Raw genomic sequence first — 26884 nt, 5'->3', positions numbered from 1 at the left:
GCGTCATTGCGGAGACAGCCTCACTTCTGCGGCAGGCTCACCTTCACATGCAGATCGCGGAGCTGCTTGGTGCTGGCGTCCGACGGCGCGCCCATCAGCAAATCCATGGCCTGCTGGTTCATCGGGAACAGCGAGATCTCGCGCAGATTGTTGGTGCCGCACAAGAGCATCACGATGCGGTCAACGCCCGCGGCCATGCCGCCATGCGGCGGCGCGCCGTACTGGAAAGCGCGGTACATGCCGCCGAAGCGATCGACCACTTCCTGCTCGCCATAGCCGGCGATCTCGAACGCCTTCACCATGGCTTCCGGCACGTGGTTGCGGATGCCGCCCGAGGCAATCTCGTACCCGTTGCAGGTGATGTCGTACTGGAACGCCTTGATGGTCAGCGGATCCTGCGACTTCAACGTTTCCAAGCCGCCCTGCGGCATCGAGAACGGGTTGTGCGAGAAGTCGACCTTCTTGTCCTCCTCGTTGTACTCGTACATCGGGAAGTCGACGATCCAGGCCAGTTCGAACCGCTCCTTGTCGGTGAGGTTCAATTCCTCGCCGACCTTGTTGCGGGCCAGCCCTGAAAACTTCCAGAACTTGTCGGGATCGCCGGCGACGAAGAAGGCGGCATCGCCCTCCTTGGTGCCGATCTGCGCGCGGATCGCAGCAGTGCGCTCGGGCCCGATGTTGTTCGCGAGCGGACCGGCACCCTCGCCGCCCTCGCGCCACATGATGTAGCCGAGGCCCGGCTGGCCTTCGCCCTGCGCCCATGAATTCATGCGGTCGCAGAAGGCACGGCTGCCGCCGCCCGGCGCGGGCATCGCCCAGACCTGATTCTTGGGGTCTTCGAGCATGCGCGCAAACACCTTGAAACCCGAGCCGCGAAAATGCTCGGAGACGTCCTGCATCTCGATGGGGTTGCGCAGGTCCGGCTTGTCGCTGCCGTACTTTCGCAGCGACTCGGCGAACGGAATCCGACGCCAGTTCTTGCTCACCGGCTTGCCCTTGGCGAACTCCTCGAACACGCCGGTGATGACAGGCTCCATCACCGCGAAGACGTCTTCCTGCGTGACAAAGCTCATCTCGACGTCGAGCTGGTAGAACTCGCCGGGCAGACGGTCGGCACGCGGGTCCTCGTCGCGGAAACAGGGCGCGATCTGGAAGTAGCGGTCGAAGCCCGACATCATCAAGAGCTGCTTGTACTGCTGCGGCGCCTGCGGCAGCGCGTAGAATTTTCCCGGATGGATGCGCGAGGGCACCAGGAAGTCGCGCGCGCCTTCCGGCGAGGACGCGGTCAGGATCGGGGTGTTGAACTCGAAGAAGCCTTGCCCCTCCATGCGCCGGCGCATCGACTTGATGATCTCGACGCGCGTCATGATGTTCTGATGCAGCTTCTCGCGGCGCAAATCGAGGAAGCGGTACTTCAGGCGGATGTCTTCGGGATATTCCTGCTCGCCGAACACCGGCAGCGGCAGGTCGCCGGCCGGGCCCAGAACTTCGATCTCGCTGACATAGATCTCGATCTTGCCGGTCGGCAGATCGTCATTGTCGGTGCCTTCGGGGCGGCGGCGGGCTTTGCCGTCCATCCGCACCACGAATTCCGAGCGCAGCTTTTCAGCCTGCGAGAACGCCGGCGAGTCCGGGTCGACCACGCATTGGGTCAGGCCATAATGGTCGCGCAGGTCGATGAACAGCACGCCGCCATGGTCGCGAACGCGATGGACCCAGCCTGAAAGGCGGACCGTCTCGCCGATGTTGTTCTCGCGGAGCGCGCCGCATGTATGTGACCGGTAGCGATGCATGGTCGTCCCAAAATCAATGTCGGAGGATCGAATCGGACCGCCGAAAACGGCCGGTCCAAAGTTGCGGCAGGGTTTACCCGACGAGGCCCAAGGCGGCAACCAAGGGAACGCCCTGTTTTCGGCTGGAAGTGCCCATTTTTGGTCAATCTGGGCTCAAGCCTTTGCCATCAGGCGTTCCACGCCTATCTTGAGGCCATGACAGTCCATTTCCCGTTCCAGAACTCCTATTCGGCGCTGCCGGACAGCTTCTTTGCCCGGGTCGCACCGACGCCGGTGGCAGCGCCCCGCCTGATCAAGCTGAACCGGCCGCTGGCGCTCCAGCTCGGACTCGACCCTGATGTCTTGGAGACGCCGGAGGGCGCCGAGATCCTGGCCGGCAAGACGGTTCCCGCAGGCGCCGATCCCATCGCCATGGCCTATGCCGGCCACCAGTTCGGGCAATTCGTCCCACAGCTCGGCGACGGCCGGGCGGTCCTGCTCGGCGAGGTCATCGACAAAGACGGCATCCGCCGCGACATCCAGCTCAAGGGCTCGGGCCCCACCCCGTTTTCCCGCCGCGGCGATGGCCGCGCCGCGCTCGGGCCGGTGCTGCGCGAATACATTGTCAGCGAGGCGATGTTCGCGCTGGGCATTCCGACCACCCGCTCGCTCGCCGCCGTCGTCACCGGCGAGCACGTCATTCGCGAGACCGCGCTGCCCGGCGCGGTGCTGACCCGCGTGGCCTCGAGCCACATCCGCGTCGGCACCTTCCAGTTCTTTGCCGTCCGCCGCGACGCCGACGCGATCCGCCAGCTCGCCGACCACGTCCTCGCCAGGCACTATCCGGAGCTGCTTGGCGTCGATAGGCCCTACCTCGCACTGCTCGCCGGTGTCGTCGCGCGCCAGGCCGACCTCGTCGCGCGCTGGCTGCTGGTCGGCTTCATCCACGGCGTGATGAACACCGACAACAGCTCCGTCTCCGGCGAGACCATCGATTACGGTCCGTGCGCCTTCATGGACGCCTATAATCCCGCGCAGGTGTTTTCCTCGATCGACGAGATGGGCCGCTACGCCTATGCCAACCAGCCGCGCATCGCGCTGTGGAATCTGACCCGGCTGGCCGAATGCCTGTTGCCGCTGTTTGGTGAAGAGCAGGAAAAGGCGATCGAGCAGGCGCAGGAGATCCTTGGCGCATTTCCGGACACCTTCAGCAAAGCCTATCAGGCAGGCCTGCGCCGGAAGATCGGGCTATTCACCGAGCGCGACGGCGACGAGGCGCTGATCCAGGACCTGCTGGATGCGATGGCGAAGAACCAGGCTGATTTCACCCTCACCTTCCGCAAGCTGGGCGAAGCCGCAGGCAGTCTCGTTGCGGATGACGCGCGCGCGCAATTCACGGACCCCGCAGCCTTCGACGAATGGGCCAGGCGCTGGCACGAACGCACGGCTCTGGAGCCGCAGTCTGCAACCGAGCGGCAAGCCGCCATGCACGCCGTCAACCCGATGTTCATTCCCCGCAACCACCGCGTCGAAGCCGTGATCCAGGCCGCGGTGAACAACGACAACTACGCGCCGTTCGAGGAATTGGTGAAGGTGCTGGCCAAGCCCTACGAGGACCAGCCCGAGTACGCGGCCTACGCCGATCCGCCGCTGCCGGACCAACGGGTGTTGCAGACGTTCTGCGGGACGTGAGGACGTTCAATTCGGTAGGGTGGATTAGTTAGCCGAAGGCGTAATCTATGATGCGGGGGCGTGTCCGGCCGTGGCTGTTTCCGCAAACAGACCGGCCTCCACGCGAGATCATGCCTTCAGGCAGGCTGAGGCTCGACGATCTTGAGGCGATCGCCGATGCCGCCGCGGTCGTGACGTGATCGTGGGCCTCAAGTCCCGTTAACCCCGCGTCCACCATCCGGCCCGGCCCGCCGCCGGTAACCACGAGAATTAACAGACCCTCAATTCGCCCCGGACAAGTTTAGCAATGTTTCCGAGGGGTTTTGCCATGGATCTGTTGGTTTTCGAGTTCCTGGGACTGGCGCTGGTCGCCATGTGCGTGGTCGTGGTGGCACTGCCTTGCGCCCGAAAACCCTCGCGCCGGGTCCGTTACGAATAGGATTATCGTCGGAAAATGCGATTCCGGCCCAAATGCAAGGCTCGAATTCGCTTAGAGCCCCTTGACATCACAGCGCTTTCGGCAGAACGGCTGATGGACTTGTCATGGGCCGTTCATGGATTTGATTACCACCACCGCTGACCTTGCGGCTGCCTGCAGCCGGCTGGCCAAGCACCCCGTCATAACAGTCGATACCGAGTTCCTGCGCGAGACCACCTATTACCCGCTGCTGTGCGTGGTGCAGATGGCCAGCGCTGAGGAAGCGATCGTCATCGACACCCTCGCCGAGGGCATCGACCTCAAGCCGTTCTTCGAGCTGATGGCTAACGAGGGCGTGCTGAAGGTGTTCCACGCCGCCCGCCAGGACATCGAGATCATCTGGCACCAGGCCAACATCATTCCGCACCCGGTGTTCGACACGCAGGTCGCGGCTATGGTGCTCGGCTACGGCGACAGCATCGCCTACGACGCGCTGGTCGAGAAGGTCGCCGGCCACCGGCCCGACAAGACCCACCGCTTCACCGACTGGTCGCGCCGGCCGCTGACCAAGGAGCAGATGCATTACGCCGTGTCCGACGTCACGCATCTGCGTGACGTGTTCGCCGCGCTCGATGCCGATCTGAAGAAGCGCCGCCGCAGCGAGTGGGTCTCCATCGAGATGGAGGTCCTGACCTCGCCGAAGACCTACGACTTCCACCCCGAACGCGCCTGGGAACGGCTCAAGACGCGGGTGCGCAAGCCCAAGGACCTTGCGGTCCTGATGGAGGTCGCCGCCTGGCGCGAGCAGGAGGCGCAGAGCCGCGACGTGCCGCGCGGCCGCGTGCTGCGCGACGAGGCAGTCAGCGACATCGCGACCCACGCGCCGAACACGATCGAAAAGCTCGCAAACTTGCGCTCCGTGCCGAAGGGTTTCGAGAAATCAAAATGGGGCGCGGACATCGTCGCAGCGGTCGTGCGCGGGCTGGCGCGGGATCCCGCCACGCTGCCGAAGCTGGAGAAGCCGCGCAACAACAACAATGGCGCCGCAATCGTGGAGCTGTTGAAGGTGCTGCTGCGGATGACCGCGGAGCGCCATGCGGTCGCCAGCAAGGTGATTGCGACCGTCGACGATCTCGAGGAGATCGCGGCCAGCGACGAGGCCGACGTGCCGGCGCTACGCGGCTGGCGCCGCGAACTGTTCGGCGAAGCCGCACTGAAACTGAAGCGCGGCGAGCTGGCGCTGGCGGTCGAGAAAGGCCGCGTGATCGGGGTTCAGCGGGCGGAATAGGCCCTCCCCGATGTCGTCCTGGCGAAGGCCAGGACCCATCCATTATCCCAGCGAGGCGTTTGGTGAAGACACCTCGCTCGGTACTCCTACCATCCTTCTCGATAGATCACGCGGTATGGGTCCTGGCCTTCGCCAGGACGACACCGAGGGGTATAAGTCGACCGCTCGCAACGACACGCCTTACGCCGGCGTCAGTTTCGCCACTTCCGGCTTCATGTCATCCAGCACGCCTGAGATCGCCGCGATCAGCTCGTCGATCTGGGCCTTGGTGACGATCAGCGGCGGGCAGATGGCGATGGCGTCCAGCATGTTACGCGAAATGACGCCGCGCTCCTGCAGCATGCGGCTGGCCATGCCGCCAACGGCGCCGGGCGTCGCCGCTGCGGTCTTGCGCCCCTTATCCAGTACCAATTCGATCGCAGCGATCATGCCGACGCCGCGGACCTCGCCGACCAGCGGATGGCTGGTGAGTTCACGCAGCTTGGCTTGCATGTAGCCGCCGAGCTCGGCGGCATGCGCGACCAGGCCGCGCTCCTCGATGATTTTCAGATTCTCCAGCGCAATCGCCGAGCCGACCGGATGACCGCCCGCGGTAAAGCCGTGGCCGAGCACGCCGATCTTGTTGCTCTCGTCCGCGATCGGCTCGAACATGCGCTCGTTCAGCAGAATCGCCGACAGCGGGAAATAGCTCGAGGTGATCTGCTTGGAGACCACGATCGCGTCAGGCTTGATGCCATAGGTCTCGCAGCCGAACATCTTCCCGGTGCGGCCAAAACCGCAGATCACCTCGTCGGCGACCAGCAGGATGTCGTACTTGTTCAAAACCTTCTGGATCTTGTCCCAATAGGTCGCCGGCGGCACGATGACGCCGCCCGCCCCCATCACCGGCTCGCCGAAGAAGGCCGCGATCGTGTCCGGGCCTTCCTTCTGGATCAGCGCATCGAGCTCCTCGGCCCGCCGTGTCGCGAAGGCCTCCTCGCTCTCGCCGGGCGCGCCGTCCTTGTAGAAATGCGGCGAGCCCGTGTGCAGGATATTCGGCAGCGGCAGGTCGAATGAGCGGTGGTTGTTCGGCAGGCCGGTCAGGCTGGCGGACGCGATGGTGACGCCGTGATAGGCGCGCATCCGGCTTATCACCTTCTTGCGCTGCGGCTGGCCGAGCGCGTTGGAGCGATAGGCGATCAACTTCAGGACGGTGTCGTTCGCCTCCGAGCCGGAATTGGTGAAGAACACCTTGCTCATGGGCACCGGCGCGAGCGCCACCAGCTTCTCGGCGAGATCGATCGAGGGCCCGTGCGATTTGGCGGAGAACGTATGGTAGAACGGCAGCGCCAGCATCTGCTTGTGCGCGGCCTCGACCAGCCGCTTCTCGTTGAAGCCGAGCCCGACGCTCCACAGGCCTGCCATCGCCTCGAAATAGCGCTTGCCCGACGCGTCGAACACGTAAGGACCCTCGCCGCGTTCGATCACCAGGGGACCGGCCTGCTGATGGGCGCGCGCGTTGGTGTAGGAATGGAGCTGGTAGGCCACATCCCGGGCCTCTTGCGAATTGGGCAGCATGGACATTTGCGAGAATCCTTGAAAGCGTCACGTCGCCGGCGCGGCCAGCGTCATCACTCGATGATCCAGTCACTTGGCTATTGCGGCAACGCAAAACTTGCAACGCCAATTCGTCGGCGGCAAGCGCTCAGCAGCGTTGCACAAAGCCGCACATCGGGCAGCTGCACGGGGCAGCGCTCACGCCGCGCCGTCGTCATTCCCGTCGCCATCGGCGGCAGTGGCTTCCCGCACTTCCACCAGCGCCATCGACAGCAGATACACCGTCGTGGACAGACCAAGACGGCGCGCCGCCTCGGCGGCATGCGACAAGTCGCTTGCCAGCTCCTTGAGCTGATCTCCCCGTGACAATGTCCCACTCCATCCGCCGATCGCGGCCGCCTACACCGCAACGGCGCCGCTGGCCCTGATCAGTTCGGCGCTGGACTGGATTGTAGCAAAATTTCCGATCACATTCACTACCGCATGCTTGTAGGCGGCGGCGTCGCCAGTTCCCGGCTGGCGGCAGGCCACCGCATCGGCGGCCACCTGGTAGCGATGGCTGCGGTGAAACCCGTCGACAGCGGTGGCCAGGATGGTTTCGTCCAGGGAAAAGCCTGCGAGCACGCAACGCACATTGCGGATATTGGACATGTAGTCGACGAACCGCGACGAACTGTACGCCGACGGCAGCGGGTGCTCGAATGTCATTTCTCCCGGCCGCGGCTTCGCGTCCGCGATCCAATCGGTCAGCCTGGATGCCGGATTGAACCAGGCTGCCTGAGCGATGCGCTTCAAATGCATCACCGGCCAGAGATTGTCGCGCCACAGCGTCAGCAGTTCCAGGCAACGCGCCGTCGCAACCTCGCCGTCGAGGATGACGTGGCGACGTCCAGGGGTCAGATATTCGACCTGGAGATCCGCGCAGACCAGGATTGGCGGATCGTCGGTGATGGAAGCTAGCATGATCTTGTGCGCAGCTGCACTGGTTTCAACGGCCAGCGAGCGCGACGTCCCGCAGCGGCGACGTCACGGCTCGTCCTGCCGAGGCGTCGAGCACGCCCGGCCGGTCCCAATCGCCCTCGGGACGGATGATCACATAGGGATCGCTGTCCAGCGTAATCGCGTCCGGACCCGGTTCGATCTCCAGCAGCATCTCCGTGTAGGAGAAGTCGGAGAAGGTGACCTTGCGATTGTGGCCGAGCGGCTTGGCGCCGAAATGGGCCCAGAAATCGACCAGGCGGTCCTGCGCCTGGCCGTAGATCTTGCGAAAGCCCTTGCGCTTCACATAGTCGACGCTCGCCTGCACCAGTTTGAACGAGACGCGCGAGCGCCGATATTGATGCCGCACCGCAAGCCGTTCCACCTTGGCGAAATCGCCGAAGAACCGCACCCGCAGACAGCCGGCAGGCTCGTTGCCGACATAGCCGATGAAATGCGCGGCGACCATGTCGTTGCCGTCGAACTCCTCATCGAACGGGCAATCCTGCTCGGCGAGATAGACGGCTGAGCGGATCGAGGTGACCAGCATGAGATCGCTGAGATCGCGTGCGAGGCGAATGGTGATGGCGCGGGAGTCGGGCTTCGCGAGAGGAATCCTAGTACCGTGCATCTGCAAAACTCCTTGCTTGGATGACCGCGCCGGGCATGCGCATGGGTTGTCGATGCCAGGGGCGCTCGTAGCACCAGAGGTCGGGTTGGAAGCTCGGAACAGGCTCGAAGCCGGTCGCCTTCATGATGTCGCGTCCGGCCACGGTTGACGGCTGCGCATAGCAATCCGCGTTGCGAAACCTTAGCTGTCTTAAATGAGCCGCGGCCTTGCCGAGACCGGCGACGCCGCGCCCTGTCGCCGCGATCGCCCAGATGTAGATGGCAGAAACGTCCTCCTTCGCAGAAGCGAGATGGCGCGTTTCCGGCGCGGTGAGACAGATCTCGTCGAGCAGCAGCGCATCGTGGCCGCGTTCGTTGAGAAACAGGAAGGCCATGCCGCCGACGAGGTTGCCCTTCCGGCTGAAAGTCAGGATGCTCTCGGGATCGAAGGTGAAGTATCTTGCAAGCTCAGCCGTCCCGATCCGAACGCCCGGCACCAGCCGGTGCGCCATCTGCGAAAGCGCGGCAATTTCGGAAAATTGGGCGCAACGGACGTCGACATCCGGACTGAGCGGCAGCGCGTCGAAATCATGCCTTGCGGCAAACGAGCCCCTTTCCATACCCATGTCACCCCTTTATCGTCCGCGGCTTTCGTGCCCCGCTATCGCGAAGAGCTTAGCGGCTGGGGATCAGGAGTATGCAGCAGTTATTGCACCGGGGTGCTGCTATGATGCAGCACCGTGAAGAAGCCCTGGATGCGTCCTGGGACGATTTGAAATTATTTTTAGCTTGCGCAAAATATAAAAGCTTCCGCAACGCCGCTGAGGAGCTCGGGCTCACCTCCACGACCCTCATGCGCAGGATCGACCGGCTCGAAGAGAGCATCGACTGCAAGCTGTTCCTGCGCGACCAGAGCGGGCTCACGCTCAGCGACGAAGGCAGCGCCATGATCGCCGACGTGGCGCTGATGGAGCGTCATGCCTTCAACGTCCTCCGGCGTGCCTCGCGATCGTCGAACGATATGTCAGGCACCGTGCGCGTCGCGGTGACGGAAGGCCCCGGCAATTTCTGGATCCTGCCGCGACTGATCGACTTCCAGAAGACCTATCGCAAGATCACCGTCGACCTGCGCTGCGCGATGGAGCAGGCCGACGTCGCGCGGCTCGAATCCGATATCGCGATCCAGCTCGAGCCGCCGACCAATCCGGATCTGATCGTCGCCAAGCTCGGCCGTCTGCACATCTATCCGTTCGTCTCCAAGGAGTACGAAAACCTCTACGGTGTCCCGGCGGGCTTGGCCGAGCTGAAGAACCACCGCATCATCAAGCAGAACGCGCCGCAGGTTGATGACGGCGCCTACGCCCGCGTGCTCGGACTGAAGTCGCTCGAAGGCATCGTCGGGATCAAGACCAACTCGTCGGTCGGCGTGCTCTATGCGGTGGAGCGCGGCGCCGGCATCGGGTTCCTGCCGACGGTCTCGATCGCGCTCGGCGCCCCGCTCGTTCCCGTCGATCTCGGCGTCAGCCACCACGCCGATCTCTGGCTCACTTACCACAAGGAGTTCCGCACCTCCGAGCGCCACAAGATCGTGGTCGACTGGTTGAAGAAAATCTTCGATCCCAAGATGCATCCCTGTTTCCGCGACGAGTTCATCCACCCGAACGCGCTGGTGCCGATGATGACGGCCGCGCGCGAGGGCTTTGGATTGACGGGATATATCGCGGCAACGCCGACCTGAAGCTTGGGCATGACCTTTTCAAACAACCGCTCCGCACTCTTCCGGATCGCTCTGGGCGGACGCAGGCAGGCTTCGCCTCACCACCGATATTCGAAGCCGAGCGTGCCCTGGTGCGACGTCAGCTCGTTGCGGAACTTGCCGTCGTAATTGACGTAGAGCCGCGCAGTGTTTGTCAGGCTGAGCGAGGCCGAGGCGCCGGCATCCATGCCGTAGCGGCTCTCGCCGACGCCGGGCACGACAATGCTCTGGGTCCCGAGGCTCACCTGCACCGATCCCAGGTTCTGATAAAAATTGTCGACGAACTTGCCGTAGGCGGACAGGTCCAGGATATTCTGCTCGAAGATGAAGTAGCGCCCGATCTCCGCCCCGATCATGACGCGCGCGCGTGAGAGTGCCGTCGAGCCGACATTGAGCGGATCGAGGCCGCCGGCCTCCTGGAACGCGGCGCTGGTGGCGCGGACATATTCCAGCGCCCCCTTGGGCACGATGCGCATCTGGTCCTGGGTCCAGTAGTAGCTGATCTCGGTCAGCGCGCCGTCGATTGCGGCGCGATAACCCGCGATCGCAAAGCCCAGGCCGGTATCCCGGCTGGAACGGACCTTCCCGAAACCGTGCACCACCGCGAAGGCCCAGGTCCATGGGCCCTTGTCGACGGAGCCGTTGAAGCCGAGCTGCGTCAGGTCCAGCGTCGCTGACTGAAGCGCAAGCGGCACGTCGACGTCGGTGTGGCTCTGGTCGACGGAGAAGCCGATATTGACACCCGGCGCGAGCCGCGCGCCAAAGCCTGCGACCCCGCCAACCGTCTTGCGCTTGTCGCCGACGAAATCGCCCTGCGCATCGGTCCGGACCGAGATGCCGTAGCCCTCGAACCAGGTGCGGTAGCGCGGATCCTCCGTGGCCGTCGACGCGCCGCCACCGCCCGGATTGGTCCGAAATGCCCGGTTGACGCCGCCAGATGCCTGGTTGCCGAGCCGCTCCAGGAAATTCGAGCCGAGATCGAGCGCACTGTTGCCGGCCGACTGGTCGTAATTGGTCGAGGTCGGCATCGGAACCGGGGTCGGCAATGGGGTTGGGGTCGGCGTGGGCGTCGGACTTTGCGCCAAGCCGGGCGTCGCGGCCGACATCATCACGACGAACGTACAGGCCATGGCGATCGCCGTCGCAATCCGGCGGACGCGATCCAGCCCGATCGTCTGCCGTGTCCCGGAGAGCTGCGAGGTGCAGCACATGACGACCTTCCCGAAGCGAGTGGCGGAGCGCTGGAATGCAACACAAGCTGCGGCGCGTGCGGCGATTTGTTCCGAACTGTCACGGAGGGTCAACGGGTTGGCACGCTATGGCCGAGGCTATTGCCCGGGATTGTGGTTCCACGGCCACAGGTCGCAAATTGCAATCCTGTTCGCCTGGCCCTGGCTTGAAATTCGCGCACGGCTTGCTAACGCGCGATTTTCATGTTGCAATATCGGACACAATCGGAATTGGCGCTCGGCTGTGCGTTTCGCGACATTGAGATTCAAGACTCGAACAGACTTCCGGAAGCCCGTTTGTGGCGTGGCACGCGAAAAAAAGCGGCCGCGTCTTTTTTGTATCTAGCGGAGGAGACTGAGGATGCCGCAAAAGGGCACCGTCAAATGGTTCAACCCGACCAAGGGCTATGGGTTCATCAAGCCGAACGGCAGCGACAAGGACGTGTTCGTCCATATCTCCGCCGTCGAGCGTGCGGGACTTTCCACCCTCAACGAAAACCAAGCGGTTGAATACGACCTCGTGGAGAACCGCGGCAAAGCATCCGCGGAGAACCTCAAGGTTTCCTGATTTCTCTCGATTTTGCGCGAGAGATCATGACGTTGCCCCCGGCTCCGCCGGGGGTTTTTATTTATGACGACGAAACGCGACAGCGCTTCAATTCGCCACCGGCGAAATCAAAAAATTCTCCGACGGCCCGCTGCTCGCCGTCTTGCAGACGTCGCCCTCGATCCGGACCTTGCCGGCCGCGAGCAGCCGCAGCGCCTCAGGATAGATGCGGTGCTCGATCTCGAGGATGCGCTCCGACAGCGTGGCTCCGGTATCGTGGTCGCTCACAGGTACCGCGCCCTGCATCACGATGGGGCCGGCGTCGGTCTCGGGGATCACGAAGTGCACCGTCGCACCAGACAGCTTGACGCCGGCGCGCAAGGCCTGGCCGTGCGGGTCGAGACCGGGGAAAGACGGCAGCAGCGAGGGATGGATGTTGAGCATCCGCCCGTACCAGGCCTTGGTGAATTCGGCCGTGAACAGGCGCATGAAGCCGCCGAGACAGATCAGCTCGATGCCGTGCTGATCGAGCGCTGCCTGCAGCACCGTCTCGAAGCCGGCGCGATCCTTGCCGAACGGCTTGCTTTCGATCACCAGCGTCTTCACGCCGCGCGCTTTGGCCGTTTCCAGCCCCAGCGCATCGGCCTTGTTCGAGATGACCAGGGAAATCTCCGCCGGAAAATCCGGTGCGGCCGCGCCCTTGATCAGCGCGGCCATGTTGGAGCCGCGCCCCGATATCAGGATGGCGACGCGGCGCTTCATCACAGCGCCAGGTCGAGGTGGCCGTTATAGACGACGCGGTGCTCGCCTTCGGCCGGGATCACGGTGCCGAGCTGTGCCACGGTCTCACCGGCCTCAGCGAAGACCTGCATGACCTCGTTCACCTTGTCCGGCTCGACGATCGCGATCATGCCGATCCCGCAATTGAAGGTCCGCAGCATTTCGAGCTCGGCGATACCGGCCTCCGCGGCCAGCCATTTGAACACCGGCAGCACTGGCAGACGCGCCAGATCGATCCCGACGCCGAGATGGTTCGGCAGCACGCGCGGAATGTTGTCGGTGAAGCCGCCGCCGGTGATATGGGCAAGCCCCTTTACCGCACCGGTCTCGCGGATCGCGCGCAGGCAGGATTTGACGTAGAGCCGCGTCGGCGTCAGCAGCGCGCCGCCGAGCGTCATGACGGGCGAGAACGGCGCCTGCGCCTCGAAGCCGAGGCCGGATTGTTCCACGATCTTGCGCACCAGCGAGAAACCGTTGGAGTGGACGCCCGACGAGGCGAGCCCGATCACGGCATCGCCGGCGGCGATGTCCTTGCGCGGCAACAGCGTGCCACGCTCCGCGGCGCCGACGGCAAAGCCGCCGAGATCGTAATCGCCGTCCTTGTAGAGGCCGGGCATCTCGGCCGTCTCGCCGCCGATCAGAGCGCAGCCGGATTCGCGGCAGCCTTCGGCGACACCGGCGACGATCGAGGCGGTCGCCTCCGGATCGAGCTTGCCGCAGGCAAAATAATCCAGGAAGAACAGCGGCTCGGCGCCCTGCACCACAAGGTCGTTGACGCTCATGGCGACGAGGTCGATGCCGATCCCGCCATGCAGGCCGGTCTCGATCGCGATCTTGACCTTGGTGCCGACGCCGTCGGTCGCGGCCACCAGGATGGGGTCCTTGAAGCCGGCCGCCTTGAGGTCGAACAGGCCGCCGAATCCGCCGATTTCGGCGTCGGCGCCGGGCCGCGCGGTGGCGCGCACCATCGGCTTGATCAGGTCGACCAGGCGGTTGCCCGCGTCGATATCGACGCCTGAATCGGCGTAAGTGAGGCCGTTTTTGCGGTCGGTCATGCCCGATTTCCAGTGGGTTTGCGGCTGGTTACGTCGAATTCCGGGGACGCGCAATGGCTCGCATGGCGCGCCTTCGTATACTATGTAGAGATATCAACCGGTTCAGCCTCTAAGGGCCGGATTCGAGGTCAGACCGGGTGCCGGGAAGCGCTTTCGTGAGTATTCCGAATATCATTACCCTGGGCCGCATCATGCTGGTCCCGATCATCGTCTGGGCCATCGTGTCGAGCCAAATGGAGGTGGCGTTCGCCGTCTTCCTGATCGCGGGTATCAGCGATGCGGTCGACGGCTTCCTTGCCAAGCGCTTCAACATGACGAGCGAACTCGGCGCCTTGCTCGACCCGCTCGCCGACAAGGCGCTGCTGGTCTCGATCTACATGGCCCTGGGCATCTGGGGTGCGATTCCGCGCTGGATCGTCATCCTGGTGGTCTCGCGCGACATCATGATCGTCGCCGCCGTGATCGTTTCGTGGCTGTTCGACCGCCCTGTCGAGATGAAACCCTCGAGGGTATCCAAGCTCAACACTGTGGCCCAGGTGGCATTCGCGGCGCTGGTGCTGGCCGCCCTCGCCTTCGGCTTCAAAGCCGGTCCTTATGATATAATCCTGATGGGCCTCGTCACGGTCTTCACGCTCTCCTCGGTGTCGCTCTATCTTGTCGAGTGGCTGCGGCACATGAGTACGATCGAAGCCAAGTAGCATGATCGAGGCCAAATGAGTTGGGATGCGGCGCCGCAAAAGGCCAACTCCGCTCGATTAAGTCGCATCTCCTCAAACGAAGCCGGCACGCCGGCACGGAGCAAAGCAAGCGTGCCAGGCCGCGTTCATCCCCGACAATTGGCGTTTTCGCTTCCGCATGCGGAGAGCCTGAGCCGGGACAATTTCCTCGAAGGCCCCGCCAACGCCGCCGGTGTTGCCCTCATCGACGCCTGGCCGGAATGGCCGAACCGGATCATGTGGCTGGCCGGCCCGGAAGGGAGCGGCAAGAGCCATCTCGCCGCGATCTGGGCCGAGGCTTCGGGCGCCCGTTCGACAACCGCCAATGCGCTGACCGCCGAAGCCGTCCCGGGTGCGCTCGTCACCGGCGCGCTGGTGGTCGAGGATCCCAAGGCCAAGGAATTTGACGAGCGCGCCTTGTTCCATCTGATGAACCTGGCCCGTGAGGACGAGGCCTACGTCCTCTTCACCGGGCGCCAGGTCCCGGCGTCGCTCGAGATCGAGCTGCCCGACCTGCGCTCGCGGCTGCGCGCCGTGCCTGTCATCGCGCTGCTGCCGCCTGACGACCAGCTCTTCCGCGGCCTGATCGTCAAATTCTGCGCCGACCGCCAGCTCGCCGTGGACGAGAGCGTGGTCAGCTACCTCGCCACCCGCCTGGAGCGGTCCTCGGCCGCCGCCCGGCAGGCGGTGGAGCTGCTGGACAGCGAGGCCCTGCGCCTCGGCCGTCCCGTCACCCGGGCCCTGGCCGCCGAGCTCCTGCGGGATGTCTGACCAAGGCGGCTTGACGCGGCCCGGCAGCGGAACATCAATGTCATCGAAACGTCATCGCTCTAACACATGCTCCCGACGGTTTTGCGCATAAGTCGCAAATTTGGGCGAACTGGATGGATCGATTTCTGATGGACTCTGCGCAAGCTGTTGAAGTTAAAGAAAAAGCTCCGGAAGCAGAGGGCCATCCGGCGATCGCATCGAGCCCCGAGCGATTCATCAATCGCGAGCTCTCCTGGCTGCATTTCAACCGCCGCGTCCTGGAGGAATCGGTCAATGCCAGCCACCCCATGCTGGAGCGGGTGCGATTCCTGTCGATTTCAGCGAATAATCTCGACGAGTTCTTCATGGTCCGCGTCGCCGGCATCAAGGCCCAGGTGCGCGAGGGCATTGCCGAACGCAGCCCCGACGGCCTGACGCCGTCCGAGCAGCTCGCGCTTATCAACCGGACCGTCTCGCAACTGGCCTCCGACCAGCAGGCGATCTGGCGCGACCTGCGCGGCACGCTGGCCAACGAGGGCATCGTTCTGGTCGAGGGCAAGGAGGTCACCAAGGCGGAGCGAACCTGGGTCGAGGACTACTTCCTCAGCAACGTGTTTCCGCTGCTGACACCGCTCGCGATCGACCCGGCCCACCCCTTCCCGTTCATTCCGAGCCTCGGCTTCACCATCGCGCTCCAGCTCACGCGCGCCGCCGACGGCAAGCAGATGAACGCGCTGATCCGCATGCCCGGCAAGATCGACCGCTTCATCCGCCTGCCGGTTGACGGCAAGGTCGTCCGGCTGATCTCGCTGGAGCAGGCCACCGCGCTGTTCATCAATCGCCTGTTCCCCGGCTACAATCTTCAAGGCCAGGGCGCTTTCCGCATCATCCGCGACTCCGAGCTCGAGATCGAGGAAGAGGCCGAGGATCTCGTCCGCCTGTTCGAGACCGCACTGAAGCGCCGCCGCCGCGGGTCGGTGATCCGGCTCGAGATCGACGCCAAGATGCCGGAGCAACTGCGCAGCTTCGTGCAGCATGCGCTGTCGGCCGCCGACGACGAGGTGTTGCTGGTCGACGGCGTACTGGCCATGAACGAGCTCTCGCAGCTCACCCGCCTCGACCGGCCCGATCTCGAATTCACCCCTTACGTCCCGCGCCATCCCGAGCGCGTGCGCGAGCACGGCGGCGACATCTTCGCGGCGATCCGGCAGAAGGACCTCGTCGTCCATCATCCCTACGAATCCTTCGACGTGGTGGTGCAGTTTCTCCAGCAGGCGACGCGCGACCCCGACGTCGTCGCCATCAAGCAGACGCTCTACCGCACCTCCAGCAACTCGCCGATCGTGCGCGCGCTTGTGGAAGCCGCCGAAGCCGGCAAATCCGTCACCGCGCTGATCGAGCTGAAGGCGCGCTTCGACGAAGAGGCCAACATCCGCTGGGCGCGCGATCTCGAACGCGCCGGCGTCCAGGTCGTCTATGGCTTCCTCGAACTGAAGACGCACGCGAAGCTGTCGATGGTGGTGCGCCGCGAGGGCGGCAGCCTGACAACCTACGTCCACACCGGCACCGGCAATTACCACCCGGTGACCGCGCGCATCTACACCGACCTCTCCTACTTCACCTCGGAGCCGACCATCGGCCGCGACGCTGCGCGCGTGTTCAACTTTATCACCGGCTATGCGGCGCCGAGCGATCTGGAAAAGATGGCGGTGTCGCCGCTGACCTTGCGCAAGCGCATCATCGAGCACATCCAGGGCGAGACCGCGCATGCGCGGCACGGCCGGCCCGGCGCGGTCTGGATGAAGATGAACGCGTTGGTCGACCCCGACATCATCGACGCACTCTACGAGGCCTCACAGGCGGGCGTGCAGGTCGAGCTCGTGGTGCGCGGCATCTGTTGCCTGCGGCCCGGCATCCCCGGCCTGTCGGAGAACATCCGCGTCAAGTCGATCATCGGACGCTTCCTGGAACACGGCCGAATCTACTGCTTCGGCATGGGCCAGGGCCTGCCGAGCGCGAAAGCGGCTGTGTATATCTCCTCGGCCGACATGATGCCGCGCAACCTCGACCGCCGCGTCGAGGTGCTGTGTCCGCTGCAAAATCCCACGGTGCATCAGCAGGTTCTCGAACAGATCATGGTCGCGAATCTCAAGGACAACGAGCAGAGCTGGCAATTGTTGCCGGACGGGTCCTCAACGCGTATGAAGACCGCGAAGGGCGAGGAGCCTTTCAACGCTCACAACTACTTCATGACAAATCCGAGTCTGTCTGGCCGTGGTAAGTCGCTCAAGGAATCCTCGCCGCGCCGCCTCACGCGCCGTAATGAACGTCATCAATCCTGATCCGGGATCTCTGACGTGAAGCGGCCGCGCAAGCGCGGCTCGAGCGTCGCGGTCATCGATATCGGCTCCAACTCGGTCCGCCTCGTCGTGTACGAGGGACTGACGCGGAGCCTCATTCCGATCTTCAACGAGAAGACGCTGTGCGGCCTCGGGCGCGAGGTGCAGAGCACGGGCCTGCTCGCACCCGACGCCGTCGACAAGGCGCTGACCTCGCTCAAGCGCTTCCGTGCGCTGTGCCGGGTGATGCAGGTCGGACGGGTGTTTGCGATTGCGACCGCCGCCTGCCGCGATGCCTCCAACGGCCCCGACTTCATCGCCAAAGCCGAGCGCATCTGCGCGGTGAAGATCGAGATCCTGTCGGGCCCGCGCGAGGCGCGGTTGTCGGCGCTGGGCGTGATCTCCGGCATCCATCACCCCGACGGCATCGTCGGCGATCTCGGCGGCGGTTCGCTCGAACTGATCGACGTGCGCAAGAACAGCGTGCGCAGCGGCGTGACGCTGCCGCTCGGCGGCCTCGCTCTGCAGGACCTCGCGCATAAATCTCTCAAACGCGCCGACCGCATCGTCCGCGAGACGCTCGACGGGGTGCCGCAACTCAAGGCAGGTGGCGGCCGGAGCTTCTACGCGGTCGGCGGCACCTGGCGCGCGCTCGCGCGCATCCACATCATCCAGAGCGGCTATCCGCTCCAGGTGATGCACGGCTATTCGATCTCGGCTGCCGAGGCGCTCGACTTCTCGCGTCGTCTGCGTCGTCTTGCGGCTGTCGACATGCTCGCCGACATCGAGATCGTCGCGGATGCGCGTCGTCCTCTCCTGACCTATGCAGCGCTGGTGCTCGAGCACATCATCCGCGTGGCGAAGCCGAAGACCATCGTGTTCTCGACCTTCGGCGTGCGCGAGGGCCTGCTGCACGAGAAGCTGTCGGAAACCGAGCGCAACAAGGACGGGCTGATTTGCGCGGCGGAGGAGCTGAACCAGCTGCTGTCGCGTTCGGCGAAGCACGCCCGCGAGCTGATTGCCTGGAGCGACCGCCTCGCACGCGTGGTGAAGCTGCGCGAGACCGAGGAGGACCGCCGCCTGCGCCATGCCGCGTGCCTGCTGTCCGACATCGGCTGGCGCGTGCATCCCGATCATCGCGGCGAGCAGACGCTGAGCCTCGTCGTCAACGGCAATTTCGGCGCGATCACCCACACCGAACGTGCGTTCGTCGGCCTGTCCGTGTTCTATCGCTACGCCGGCCTGAGTGAAGAGAACCAGCCGCCAGTCGCCATGCAGGAGCTGCTGACGCCGGCGCAGCTTGAGCGCGCCCGCCTGCTGGGCGCGGCCTTCCGCGTCGCGCATCTGATCTCGGCGGCGCGTCCGGGCGTCTTGCCCGCGACGCATTTCCGCAGCGTGGGCCGCAAGCTGTTGCTCGTGTTCGAGCACCGCCTCGGCGATCTCGTCGCGGACCGCGTCGGCAGCCGCTTCCGTGCGCTCGCCCGGCTGATCAACCGCGCCGGCTCGATCGTCCGGCGCTAGAGAATTACTCAGCCGAGGCCTTCTACTCCGCCGAAGCCTTGGCGTGGCGCTCGGAGGACTCCAGCGCGGCCGCGCTGAGGCTGCGTCGGCGCCAGATGGTGCCGACGACCAGCACGACGACGACGCCGAGGATCGCGCAAAAATACTCGCCGCCCCCGCCACCATGGGCGAACTGCGGCGGGATGCGCAACGCGCCGAGCATGTTGTCCAGCGAGACGCCGAACGGACCGTCGAACAGCGTGTGCAGCCGCGGCGCAATGGCGGGATCGGTGGCAATCACTTCGCCTGCGATCCAGCCGAGCAGCGCCGCGCCGGCCCACACCAAAACCGGCAACTTTGTAAGCAGCGCCATGATCAGCGCCGCACCGGCGACGATCAGCGGCACGCTGATGGCAAGTCCGAGCACCAGCAAGGGCACGCTGCCATTGGCGGCGGCGGCCACCGCAATGACGTTGTCCAGACTCATGACGATGTCGGCGACGACGACGATCTGCACGGCCTGCCACAGATGCGAGGCCGACTCGACGCCGTCCTCGTCCTCTTGTTCCGGCACCAGCAGTTTGGCCGCGATCACGATCAGCGCGAGACCGCCGACGAGCTTGAGGTACGGCAGCTCCATCAGGCTCGCGACGATGCCCGTGAAGATGATCCGCAGCAGCACCGCTGCGCCAGCACCGAAGATCATGCCCCAGAGCCGATGCCGCGGCTTGAGGCCGCGGCAGGCGAGCGCGATCACCAGCGCATTGTCGCCGGACAAAAGGATGTTGATCCAGATGATCTTGCCGACCGCAACCCAGAAGGTCGGTTCGGCCATCTCGTTGCGAAACTGGGTGAAGAATGCCCCGATCGTAGCGGGATCGAAGATCTGCCAGAGCCAGTTCACACTACGTCCTTTCGCCGTGTCTCTTTAACTTATCGGCTGAGCGATCAGCCGACGATCTCGTTGCCCGAGAAGAACTGCGCGATTTCGATCGCGGCGGTCTCCGGCGCATCCGAACCGTGCGCAGAGTTTTCGCCGATCGACTTTGCGTAGAGCTTGCGGATGGTGCCGTCAGCCGCCTTGGACGGATCGGTGGCACCCATCGCATCGCGGTACTTGGCGACGGCGCCCTCGCCTTCCAGCACCTGGACCACCACGGGCCCCGAGGTCATGAATTCCACGAGCTCACCGAAGAACGGCCGCGCCTTGTGGACCGCATAGAAGGTCTCGGCCTGCTCCTTGGTCATGCGGATGCGCTTCTGCGCGACGATGCGCAGGCCCGCCTTCTCGATCACGGCGTTAACCGCACCGGTCAGGTTACGCGCGGTGGCGTCGGGCTTGATGATCGAGAAAGTGCGTTCGATGGCCATAATCTTGTCCTTGGGGAAGAATGCGGTGGTTCGGAGTTGCCGGGCTTATATCGGCGCCTTCGCCGGACGGCAAGCGACCGCCCGAATGTCTCACAGGCGCTTCGCCGCAGGAGCGAACGGCCGATTCCAGCATGGCTTACAACAATTTCACCCAGATGAACCCAATCTGAAGCCCCCGTCAGGATTCGGTTCAGCTTCGCCGGCGTAACGTCAGGTCTATCGAAACCGAAACCTGATGATCAGGCAGACCGTTTCGGCGGCCTTTCCATCGACGCGATAGCCCCGCGCCGGCAATTTTGAGGAGATCACCATGTTGAGGAAACTTTCGCTTGCCGCTGTTGCCGCGGTCGCGCTGGGTGCCGCGCTGGCGCCGACCTCCGCGTCCGCTCACTGGCATGGCGGCTGGGGCCACGGCGGCGGTGGTGGCTGGCATCACGGCTGGGGTGGACCGCGCTTCTATGCCGGCGGCCCCGTCTCCTACGGTTATGGCGGCGGCTGCTATGTGCGGCGGCTGGTCCCGACTCCCTGGGGCCCCCGCTGGCGCCTGACCAATCGCTGCTACTGAGCCCGACAGCACCTTCCCAAAAGGGTACCTAAGCCCCCAGGTACCTTTCAAGCGAAGCCCCGGCGTTCCCCTGCGCCGGGGCTTTGTATTCGGGTTGGGGTATCGCGCGCTCTCATACAATTTTTGCTAGAATGACGGGCAATCTCCGCGAGTGGCGAAACCATTTGGGGGCCAAGGACTTGATACTGTGTCGCTTCTTTGAAAACACGGAACCCTGCGATGTCCGGCCTTTCTGCCAATGACGGCGAACAAATCGATCGGCGCACCAGCCGCTCGATCTCCGATGCCGTGGGCGAACGGCTCCGGCAGAGCCTGCGCCCCGAAGCTAGGCTCCCGACGCACCTCGAGCAGCTCCTCAACGAGCTGAAGCAGCGCGAGCGCGATTCGCACTGACTTCAACCTCACGGAAAAACGGGTTGCGTTTGATCCCGGCTGCGGTGACAAGGCCGCATGCTTGCTATCACCGACCTCTCCATCCGCCTCGCCGGACGCCTTCTGATTGACCAGAGTTCCGTGCAGATCACGCCCGGATCCCGCGTCGGCATGGTCGGTCGCAACGGCACCGGCAAATCGACCCTGTTCAAGGTGATCCGCGGCGAGCTCGCGGCCGAGCACGGCACGGTCACATTGCCGCCCCGCTGGCGCGTCGGCAGCCTCGCGCAGGAAGCCCCGAACGGCCCCGAAAGCCTGATCTCCGTGGTGCTCAAGGCCGACCTCGAACGCGACGCTTTGCTTACCGAGGCCGAGAGTGCGACCGATCCGCACCGGATCGCCGAGATCCAGACCCGGTTGGTCGACATCGACGCGCATTCCGCCCCGTCGCGCGCGTCCGCGATCCTCTCCGGCCTGGGCTTCTCGGCCACCGACCAGCTCCGCCCGTGCGCCGAATTCTCCGGCGGCTGGCGCATGCGCGTTGCGCTCGCCGCAACGCTGTTCGCGGCTCCCGACCTGTTGCTGCTCGACGAGCCCACCAACTATCTCGACCTCGAAGGCACGCTGTGGCTGGAGGATCACCTCGCGCATTATCCGCGCACAGTGATCGTGATCAGCCATGACCGCGATCTCCTCGAAAGCTCGGTCGACCAGATCCTGCATCTGGAGCGCAGCAAGCTCACGCTTTACAAAGGCACCTACTCCTCCTTCGAGGAGCAGCGCGCCATGCGCGAGATGCTCGATGCCAAGCAGGTCAAGCGCCAGGAAGCCGAACGCGCGCGCCTGCAAGCCTTCGTCGATCGCTTCAAGGCCAAGGCCTCGAAAGCCCGGCAGGCCCAATCACGCGTCAAAATGCTGGAGCGGCTGAAGCCGATCACGGCGCTGGTCACCCAGGATGTGCGCGAGATCAGCTTTCCGGCGCCCGAGAAAATCCTGTCGCCGCCGATCATCGCCGTCGACAACGCCGCGGTCGGCTACGATCCGGCAACGCCGGTGCTGGGCCGCGTCACCTTGCGGATCGACAATGACGACCGCATTGCGCTGCTCGGCTCCAACGGCAACGGCAAATCGACACTGGTCAAACTGCTCGCCGGCCGCCTCGCGCCATTCTCGGGCAAGGTGACGCGCGCGGACAAGCTGTCGATCGCCTATTTCGCGCAGCACCAGCTCGACGAATTGAACGAGGACGGGTCCGCCTACGACCACGTCCGCAAGCTGATGGGCGGCGAAGCGCCCGAGGCCAAGGTGCGCGCCCGCGCCGGCGCGATCGGTTTTTCCGGCAAGGCGGCCGACACCAAGGTTGGAAAACTGTCGGGCGGCGAGAAGGCGCGGCTTCTGCTGGGACTCGCGACCTTCTTCGGCCCCAACATGATCATCCTGGATGAGCCGACCAACCATCTCGACATCGACAGCCGCGCCGCGCTCGCCGAAGCCATCAACGAATTCCCCGGCGCCGTTATCATGGTCTCGCACGATCGCTATCTAATCGAGGCCTGCGCCGACCGGCTCTGGATCGTCGCCGACCGCACCGTGACCAATTACGACGGCGACCTCGACGAATATCGCCGCCTGGTGCTGTCCGCGCGCAACGGCGAGCCCGCCCCGCGCGAGCGCAGCGCGGCAAGCGAGAAGCCGCAGCGTCCGAGGTCGGACAACCGCGGCCCGCTGAAGAAGCGCATCGCGGAAGCCGAGTCCGAGATCGCCCGCGTCAGCGAGATCATCACCAAGATCGACACGGCGCTCGCCCTCCCCGACATCTTCACCCGCGATCCCAAGCAGGCCGCGCAACTGTCAAAGGCACGCGCCAACGCCGCCGACGCGCTGGCGCGCGCCGAGGAGCAGTGGTTGGAGGCGAGCACGCAGTTTGACGAGGCCGCGGGGTAACGTCTTCGCCTACCCGCGCTTGCAGGAAATGGCTCAGTCGGCAAACTGGCCGGCTGCCGTGATCGTGGGCGCCCAGCGGTCGTCGGCAGCGGGGTCGGAACTACCGCTCCCGCATGATGTCGTGCCGGTAGCGCTGCAGCGGCGACAACAAATAGCTCAGGATGGTGCGCGAGCCGGTTCTGATCTCCACCGTCACCGCCATGCCCGGCGCCAGGCTGACGAGGCGGTCGTCCACCTGCATCTGCGTGCGATCCAGCAAGATGCGTGCGCTGTAGCTCAGCTCCTGCCCGTTGGGCTCACTGCTATCGCGCGGCGTCCCGAGCGGGCGGTCGCTTCCGCGCTCCGGTGGACGGTCGTGAATGATGGCATCATGCGAGACGCTCAGCACTCGGCCTTCCAACAAGCCGTAGCGGGTGAAGTTGAAGGTGTCGATCTTGACGGCGGCGCCCTGCCCGGCCTCGACAAAGCCGATATCGCGGTTGGAGATCATCGCCTCGACCTCGAGCCGCGTATCTGATGGCACGATCACCAGCAGCGATTGCGCGGGCGTGACCACGCCGCCGACGGTGTGGATCGCAAGCTGCTGCACGACGCCGTCGACCGGCGACGTCAGTTGCTGAAGCCTCGTCCTCTGCTGCGCCTTGATCAGATCGCGCGCGACGCCGTTGGCTTTCTGCTCGCTCTTGGCGAGTTCGTCGGACAGGTTCTTCCTGTACTCGGCTACGGCCTGGTTACGGGTCTCCCGGATCGCGGCAACGGCGGACGCGGCCTCCTTCAAGCGGCTGCTTTGGACGCGAAGCTCCTCCTGCTGCTCGATCTGGAGCTGAAGGGTCTCGTAGTAGGTCAGCTTCGAGCCGATCTCCTTCTCCGTCAGCGTCTTGCGGATCTCGACACGTTGCTGCGTGACGGGGAGCAGCGAGTCGAGCTTATGAATCGTGGCCGCGATCGTCTGATGCTCGGCGTCCTTCTGCGCCTCCTGGCGCGCAAGCGCCGCGAGCTTGGCCCTGTTCTCGCTGACCTGATTGGCGAGAAGCTGCCGCTGCGTCGCGATCAGCATCGGATCGGCGTCCGCGGGCGGGGTCAGATCGGCAGAAGCCTCCTCGCCAGCTGTCAGCGCGGCGCGAAGGCGCGCGATATTGAGCCGTTCAGCCATGAGATCGTCATGAAGACGATCGCGCTCCGCGGCGTTGACGGTCGGATCAAGCTCTATCAGCAAATCGCCTAATTTGACCGCCTGCCCATCCTGCACGTGGATGGCCCGTACCACGCCGGTCTCGAACGGTTGCACCACCTTGCTTCGCCCGCTCGAAACGACCTTCCCGGTTGCGGAAGCGACAATGTCGATCGTGCCCCATGCCGACCATGCGAGCGCCGCACAGACAAGCAGCATCAGGGCCATGCCGATGGCGCGGCCGGTTGGCGACGGCGGTGTTTCGGTGATCTCCAACGCCGCCGGCAGGAAGGCGATTTCCTCGGCGCGTCGTTCTTTCGCTTTCCGGAAAGGAACCACCGTCTGCTGCGGCCGAGCAGCCGGCACCGCGCTAGCCGACCTCATAGATCCCTCCCTGAAGACGATGCAGCGCCGCGTAACGGCCGCCGGTCTTGATCAAGCCGTCATGCGTGCCGTCCTCGACCAGCCGGCCTCGCTCCAGCGTGAAGATGCGGTCGGCGCCGCGGACGGTGGACAGGCGGTGGGCGATGATCAGGACCGTGCGGCCGCTGGCGATCTCCTTCATGTTGTCGTGGATGATCCGCTCGCTCTCATAGTCGAGCGCGCTGGTCGCCTCGTCGAAGATCAGGATACGCGGATTGGTCACCAGCGCGCGGGCGATCGCGATGCGCTGGCGCTGTCCGCCGGAGAGCGTCGAGCCGCGCTCGCCGACCACCGTGTCGTAGCCCTCAGGAAGCTCCAGAATGAAATCATGCGCGCCCGCAAGCTTTGCAGCGTCCATGATGCGCATCATCGGCAGAGTCGGATCGGCCAGCGCGATATTGTCGCGCACCGAGCGGTTGAACAGCATGTTGTCCTGGAGCACCACGCCGATCTGCCGCCGCAGCCAGGCCGGGTCGGTCATCACCAGATCCATGCCGTCGATCAGCACGCGGCCGCCTTGCGGCACATAGAGCCGCTGCACCAGTTTTGCAAACGTGCTCTTGCCTGAGCCCGATGATCCCACGATGCCGACGGTTTGGCCTGCCGGAATATCGAACGAGACGTCGTGCAGGATTTCCGGCGCGTCGAGCCTGTACCGAAAGCCCACGTGCTCGAACCTGATATTGCCCCGGAGCGGCGGCAGCCCCGCGCGTGCCGCGGAGTGAGCCGGCTCCGCCGCGCTGTTGAGAATATCGCCGAGCCGCGCGATCGACAGCCGCGCCTGATGAAAATCCTGCCAGACCTGGGCCAGCCGCAGCACCGGGGCCGAAACTCTCCCTGCGAAAATGTTGAAGGCCACGAGCTCGCCGACCGTCAATGCGTCCCCGATCACGAGTCGCGCGCCGACATAGAGGATGGCGGCAGTGACGATTTTGCTGACGAATTGCACCAGCTGGCTCGCCGTGTTGCCGAGGCTGGTGACGCCAAAACTCGCGGAGACATAGCCGGCGAGCTGCTCTTCCCAGCGGCGCTGCATCTGCGGTTCGACCGCCATTGCCTTCAGCGTTTCGATGCCGCTGACGCTCTCGACCAGGAACGCCTGGTTCTCGGCGCCGCGGCGGAATTTCTCGTCCAGCCTGCGGCGGAACAGCGGCGTCGCCACCGCCGAAATCGCGATGTAGAACGGGAACGATGCCAGCACGATGCAGCTCATCAACGGCGAATAGGCGAACATCACCGCCAGGAACACCGAGGTGAAGAACAGGTCGATGAGAAGCGTCAGCGAGGAGCTGGTGATGAAATTGCGGATGTTCTCGAGCTCGCGGACACGGGCCACGGAATCGCCGACGCGCCGGGCCTGAAACCAGGCCATCGGCAGCGCCAGCAGATGGTGGAACAGGCGCGCGCCGAGCTCGACGTCGATGCGGTTGGTCGTATGCGAGAACAGATAGTTGCGCAGGATTCCGAGCACGGTGTCGAACAGGGAGACGACCACGAGGCCAATGACGAGAACGTCGAGCGTGGACAGCGAACGGTGAACCAGTACCTTGTCGATCACGACCTGGAAGAACAGCGGTGAGACCAATGCAAAGAGCTGGAGGAAGAACGAGGCAGCCACCACCTCGCCGAGCAGTCGCCGGTATTTGCCGATCGCGCCGATGAACCAGGTGATGTCGAAGTGGCGGCCGAGGTCGGATAGCCCGGCGCGCCGCGCCATCAGGATCAACCCGCCGTCCCAGTTCGCGCACAGTTCGTCGCGCTCCATCAACACAGGCCGCTGCACCCCCGGCGACTGCACCAGCACCTGGTCGGGGGAAGCTTTGGCGATGACCATGAAGCTGCCATCACGCAGCATCGCAATCGCAGGCAGCGGGCTGTCCGGCAAACGGCTCCACTGCGTTCGATAGGTTCGTGCTTTCAGTCCGAGAGACCTGGCGCAGCGGACGATGTCCGCTGCGCCGAAGACTGCCGCTCCGGCCCGGTGCCTGAGCTGGTCGCGATCGGCCGCAACGCCCTTCAAATGCAGAAGCGTCAGCAGCGCGTCGAGCCCCGTATCGGCCACGCCAGCGTTCGTCGTCATGAGCGTTCTCCAGG

24 protein-coding genes and 1 pseudogene are annotated in these 26884 nt (G+C 64.5%); 12 read left to right on the top strand and 13 right to left on the bottom strand.

Translation table 11 applies throughout. From position 1 onward, the window contains the following. Nucleotides 1-20: 20 nt before the first annotated feature. The gene (gene aspS / locus IVB27_RS10725; protein WP_247443463.1) at nt 21-1793 is read right to left on the bottom strand and encodes an aspartate--tRNA ligase; all 1773 of its coding nucleotides are present in this window, start codon (nt 1791-1793) and stop codon (nt 21-23) included. A 195-nt stretch (nt 1794-1988) separates the two neighbouring features. Between aspS and IVB27_RS10720 the strand changes: the two genes are divergently transcribed. The 3 genes and pseudogenes from IVB27_RS10720 to rnd all read left to right on the top strand — a co-directional run bounded on the left by IVB27_RS10720 (nt 1989) and on the right by rnd (nt 5149). Beyond that, nucleotides 1989-3464, top strand: a complete 1476-nt coding sequence (locus tag IVB27_RS10720; protein ID WP_247443462.1) for a protein adenylyltransferase SelO — start codon at nt 1989-1991, stop codon at nt 3462-3464. Between the two features lie 56 nt (nt 3465-3520). Then, nucleotides 3521-3631, top strand: a pseudogene (locus IVB27_RS10715) (LysR family transcriptional regulator); the annotation flags it as partial. 366 nt (nt 3632-3997) lie between these two features. After that, the gene (rnd, locus tag IVB27_RS10710; protein ID WP_247443460.1) at nt 3998-5149 is read left to right on the top strand and encodes a ribonuclease D; all 1152 of its coding nucleotides are present in this window, start codon (nt 3998-4000) and stop codon (nt 5147-5149) included. Nucleotides 5150-5329: 180 nt separating this feature from the next. On the opposite strand, the gene IVB27_RS10705 is transcribed toward rnd, so the two are convergent. The 5 genes from IVB27_RS10705 to IVB27_RS10685 all read right to left on the bottom strand — a co-directional run bounded on the left by IVB27_RS10705 (nt 5330) and on the right by IVB27_RS10685 (nt 8898). Continuing rightward, nucleotides 5330-6712, bottom strand: coding sequence for an aspartate aminotransferase family protein (locus tag IVB27_RS10705; protein WP_247346405.1), 1383 nt, complete (start codon nt 6710-6712; stop codon nt 5330-5332). A gap of 171 nt (nt 6713-6883) precedes the next feature. Continuing rightward, nucleotides 6884-7054 (bottom strand): hypothetical protein, encoded by a 171-nt coding sequence (locus IVB27_RS10700; RefSeq protein WP_247346393.1) that lies wholly within the window; start codon nt 7052-7054, stop codon nt 6884-6886. Nucleotides 7055-7084: 30 nt separating this feature from the next. Further along, nucleotides 7085-7648, bottom strand: coding sequence for an isochorismatase family protein (locus tag IVB27_RS10695; protein ID WP_247443458.1), 564 nt, complete (start codon nt 7646-7648; stop codon nt 7085-7087). Nucleotides 7649-7673: 25 nt separating this feature from the next. Then, a complete protein-coding gene (locus IVB27_RS10690) occupies nt 7674-8294 on the bottom strand; it encodes a GNAT family N-acetyltransferase (RefSeq protein WP_247443457.1) in 621 nt (206 codons plus the stop codon). Beyond that, complete coding sequence (locus tag IVB27_RS10685) at nt 8281-8898, bottom strand: hypothetical protein (RefSeq protein ID WP_247346386.1); 618 nt, start codon at nt 8896-8898, stop codon at nt 8281-8283. The genes IVB27_RS10690 and IVB27_RS10685 overlap by 14 nt, the downstream gene beginning before the upstream one ends. A gap of 71 nt (nt 8899-8969) precedes the next feature. Between IVB27_RS10685 and IVB27_RS10680 the strand changes: the two genes are divergently transcribed. Next, nucleotides 8970-10010, top strand: a complete 1041-nt coding sequence (locus IVB27_RS10680) for a LysR family transcriptional regulator (protein ID WP_247346384.1) — start codon at nt 8970-8972, stop codon at nt 10008-10010. A 77-nt stretch (nt 10011-10087) separates the two neighbouring features. Here IVB27_RS10680 and IVB27_RS10675 read toward each other — a convergent pair whose 3' ends face one another. Further along, complete coding sequence (locus tag IVB27_RS10675; RefSeq protein WP_247443452.1) at nt 10088-11239, bottom strand: autotransporter outer membrane beta-barrel domain-containing protein; 1152 nt, start codon at nt 11237-11239, stop codon at nt 10088-10090. A gap of 379 nt (nt 11240-11618) precedes the next feature. On the opposite strand from IVB27_RS10675, the gene IVB27_RS10670 reads away from it, so the two are divergent. Further along, nucleotides 11619-11825 (top strand): cold-shock protein, encoded by a 207-nt coding sequence (locus IVB27_RS10670; RefSeq protein ID WP_148752975.1) that lies wholly within the window; start codon nt 11619-11621, stop codon nt 11823-11825. A gap of 87 nt (nt 11826-11912) precedes the next feature. On the opposite strand, the gene purN is transcribed toward IVB27_RS10670, so the two are convergent. Then, complete coding sequence (gene purN, locus IVB27_RS10665; RefSeq protein ID WP_247443451.1) at nt 11913-12566, bottom strand: phosphoribosylglycinamide formyltransferase; 654 nt, start codon at nt 12564-12566, stop codon at nt 11913-11915. Then, nucleotides 12566-13639, bottom strand: a complete 1074-nt coding sequence (purM, locus tag IVB27_RS10660) for a phosphoribosylformylglycinamidine cyclo-ligase (protein ID WP_247443450.1) — start codon at nt 13637-13639, stop codon at nt 12566-12568. The genes purN and purM overlap by 1 nt, the downstream gene beginning before the upstream one ends. A gap of 155 nt (nt 13640-13794) precedes the next feature. Here purM and IVB27_RS10655 point away from each other — a divergent pair, with 155 nt between their 5' ends. The 4 genes from IVB27_RS10655 to ppx all read left to right on the top strand — a co-directional run bounded on the left by IVB27_RS10655 (nt 13795) and on the right by ppx (nt 18965). After that, nucleotides 13795-14337, top strand: a complete 543-nt coding sequence (locus tag IVB27_RS10655) for a CDP-alcohol phosphatidyltransferase family protein (protein WP_247346374.1) — start codon at nt 13795-13797, stop codon at nt 14335-14337. A 111-nt stretch (nt 14338-14448) separates the two neighbouring features. Further along, entirely contained in the window at nt 14449-15126 is a 678-nt protein-coding gene (locus IVB27_RS10650; RefSeq protein WP_247443510.1) for a P-loop NTPase family protein, read from the top strand. A gap of 128 nt (nt 15127-15254) precedes the next feature. Then, the gene (locus IVB27_RS10645; RefSeq protein ID WP_247443509.1) at nt 15255-17447 is read left to right on the top strand and encodes an RNA degradosome polyphosphate kinase; all 2193 of its coding nucleotides are present in this window, start codon (nt 15255-15257) and stop codon (nt 17445-17447) included. Nucleotides 17448-17462: 15 nt separating this feature from the next. Beyond that, nucleotides 17463-18965, top strand: a complete 1503-nt coding sequence (gene ppx, locus IVB27_RS10640; protein ID WP_247443449.1) for an exopolyphosphatase — start codon at nt 17463-17465, stop codon at nt 18963-18965. A gap of 22 nt (nt 18966-18987) precedes the next feature. On the opposite strand, the gene IVB27_RS10635 is transcribed toward ppx, so the two are convergent. Together IVB27_RS10635 and ndk are read right to left on the bottom strand one after the other, a co-directional pair. Continuing rightward, a complete protein-coding gene (locus tag IVB27_RS10635; protein ID WP_247443448.1) occupies nt 18988-19848 on the bottom strand; it encodes a TerC family protein in 861 nt (286 codons plus the stop codon). 44 nt (nt 19849-19892) lie between these two features. Next, nucleotides 19893-20315, bottom strand: a complete 423-nt coding sequence (gene ndk / locus IVB27_RS10630; protein ID WP_106943663.1) for a nucleoside-diphosphate kinase — start codon at nt 20313-20315, stop codon at nt 19893-19895. A 310-nt stretch (nt 20316-20625) separates the two neighbouring features. Between ndk and IVB27_RS10625 the strand changes: the two genes are divergently transcribed. From IVB27_RS10625 to IVB27_RS10615, 3 genes are all read left to right on the top strand, one after another. After that, nucleotides 20626-20880, top strand: coding sequence for a sulfur globule protein precursor (locus IVB27_RS10625; protein ID WP_247443447.1), 255 nt, complete (start codon nt 20626-20628; stop codon nt 20878-20880). A 219-nt stretch (nt 20881-21099) separates the two neighbouring features. Beyond that, nucleotides 21100-21273: a hypothetical protein gene (locus tag IVB27_RS10620; RefSeq protein ID WP_247346363.1), complete on the top strand. Its 174-nt coding sequence runs from the start codon at nt 21100-21102 to the stop codon at nt 21271-21273. A 57-nt stretch (nt 21274-21330) separates the two neighbouring features. Then, nucleotides 21331-23196, top strand: a complete 1866-nt coding sequence (locus IVB27_RS10615) for an ABC-F family ATP-binding cassette domain-containing protein (RefSeq protein ID WP_247443446.1) — start codon at nt 21331-21333, stop codon at nt 23194-23196. Nucleotides 23197-23296: 100 nt separating this feature from the next. Here the strand turns inward: IVB27_RS10615 and IVB27_RS10610 are convergent, their stop codons facing one another. Together IVB27_RS10610 and IVB27_RS10605 are read right to left on the bottom strand one after the other, a co-directional pair. Continuing rightward, a complete protein-coding gene (locus IVB27_RS10610; protein ID WP_247443445.1) occupies nt 23297-24751 on the bottom strand; it encodes an HlyD family type I secretion periplasmic adaptor subunit in 1455 nt (484 codons plus the stop codon). Beyond that, nucleotides 24738-26870, bottom strand: coding sequence for a type I secretion system permease/ATPase (locus IVB27_RS10605; protein ID WP_247443442.1), 2133 nt, complete (start codon nt 26868-26870; stop codon nt 24738-24740). The genes IVB27_RS10610 and IVB27_RS10605 overlap by 14 nt, the downstream gene beginning before the upstream one ends. Between the last annotated feature and the right edge of the window lie 14 nt (nt 26871-26884).

This window comes from Bradyrhizobium sp. 197 (genome assembly GCF_023073375.1).
In the GTDB taxonomy this organism is placed as follows: Bacteria; Pseudomonadota; Alphaproteobacteria; order Rhizobiales; family Xanthobacteraceae; genus Bradyrhizobium.
The sequence above is the reverse complement of the archived record's forward strand: the minus strand, read 5'-3'. Positions and strand labels throughout refer to the sequence as shown.

Bases quoted from the DNA above. Each gene is read 5' to 3' on its own strand.
- IVB27_RS10705 (WP_247346405.1), bottom strand. From the start codon at position 6,712: ATGTCCATGCTGCCCAATTCGCAAGAGGCCCGGGATGTGGCCTACCAG.
- IVB27_RS10615 (WP_247443446.1), top strand. From the start codon at position 21,331: ATGCTTGCTATCACCGACCTCTCCATCCGCCTCGCCGGACGCCTTCTG.
- IVB27_RS10645 (WP_247443509.1), top strand. From the start codon at position 15,255: ATGGACTCTGCGCAAGCTGTTGAAGTTAAAGAAAAAGCTCCGGAAGCA.
- IVB27_RS10690 (WP_247443457.1), bottom strand. From the start codon at position 8,294: ATGCACGGTACTAGGATTCCTCTCGCGAAGCCCGACTCCCGCGCCATC.
- ndk (WP_106943663.1), bottom strand. From the start codon at position 20,315: ATGGCCATCGAACGCACTTTCTCGATCATCAAGCCCGACGCCACCGCG.
- IVB27_RS10620 (WP_247346363.1), top strand. From the start codon at position 21,100: ATGTCCGGCCTTTCTGCCAATGACGGCGAACAAATCGATCGGCGCACC.
- IVB27_RS10685 (WP_247346386.1), bottom strand. From the start codon at position 8,898: ATGGGTATGGAAAGGGGCTCGTTTGCCGCAAGGCATGATTTCGACGCG.
- IVB27_RS10670 (WP_148752975.1), top strand. From the start codon at position 11,619: ATGCCGCAAAAGGGCACCGTCAAATGGTTCAACCCGACCAAGGGCTAT.
- IVB27_RS10720 (WP_247443462.1), top strand. From the start codon at position 1,989: ATGACAGTCCATTTCCCGTTCCAGAACTCCTATTCGGCGCTGCCGGAC.
- purM (WP_247443450.1), bottom strand. From the start codon at position 13,639: ATGACCGACCGCAAAAACGGCCTCACTTACGCCGATTCAGGCGTCGAT.
- aspS (WP_247443463.1), bottom strand. From the start codon at position 1,793: ATGCATCGCTACCGGTCACATACATGCGGCGCGCTCCGCGAGAACAAC.
- IVB27_RS10680 (WP_247346384.1), top strand. From the start codon at position 8,970: ATGCAGCAGTTATTGCACCGGGGTGCTGCTATGATGCAGCACCGTGAA.
- rnd (WP_247443460.1), top strand. From the start codon at position 3,998: ATGGATTTGATTACCACCACCGCTGACCTTGCGGCTGCCTGCAGCCGG.
- IVB27_RS10610 (WP_247443445.1), bottom strand. From the start codon at position 24,751: ATGAGGTCGGCTAGCGCGGTGCCGGCTGCTCGGCCGCAGCAGACGGTG.
- IVB27_RS10695 (WP_247443458.1), bottom strand. From the start codon at position 7,648: ATGCTAGCTTCCATCACCGACGATCCGCCAATCCTGGTCTGCGCGGAT.
- IVB27_RS10625 (WP_247443447.1), top strand. From the start codon at position 20,626: ATGTTGAGGAAACTTTCGCTTGCCGCTGTTGCCGCGGTCGCGCTGGGT.
- purN (WP_247443451.1), bottom strand. From the start codon at position 12,566: ATGAAGCGCCGCGTCGCCATCCTGATATCGGGGCGCGGCTCCAACATG.
- IVB27_RS10675 (WP_247443452.1), bottom strand. From the start codon at position 11,239: ATGTGCTGCACCTCGCAGCTCTCCGGGACACGGCAGACGATCGGGCTG.
- IVB27_RS10605 (WP_247443442.1), bottom strand. From the start codon at position 26,870: ATGACGACGAACGCTGGCGTGGCCGATACGGGGCTCGACGCGCTGCTG.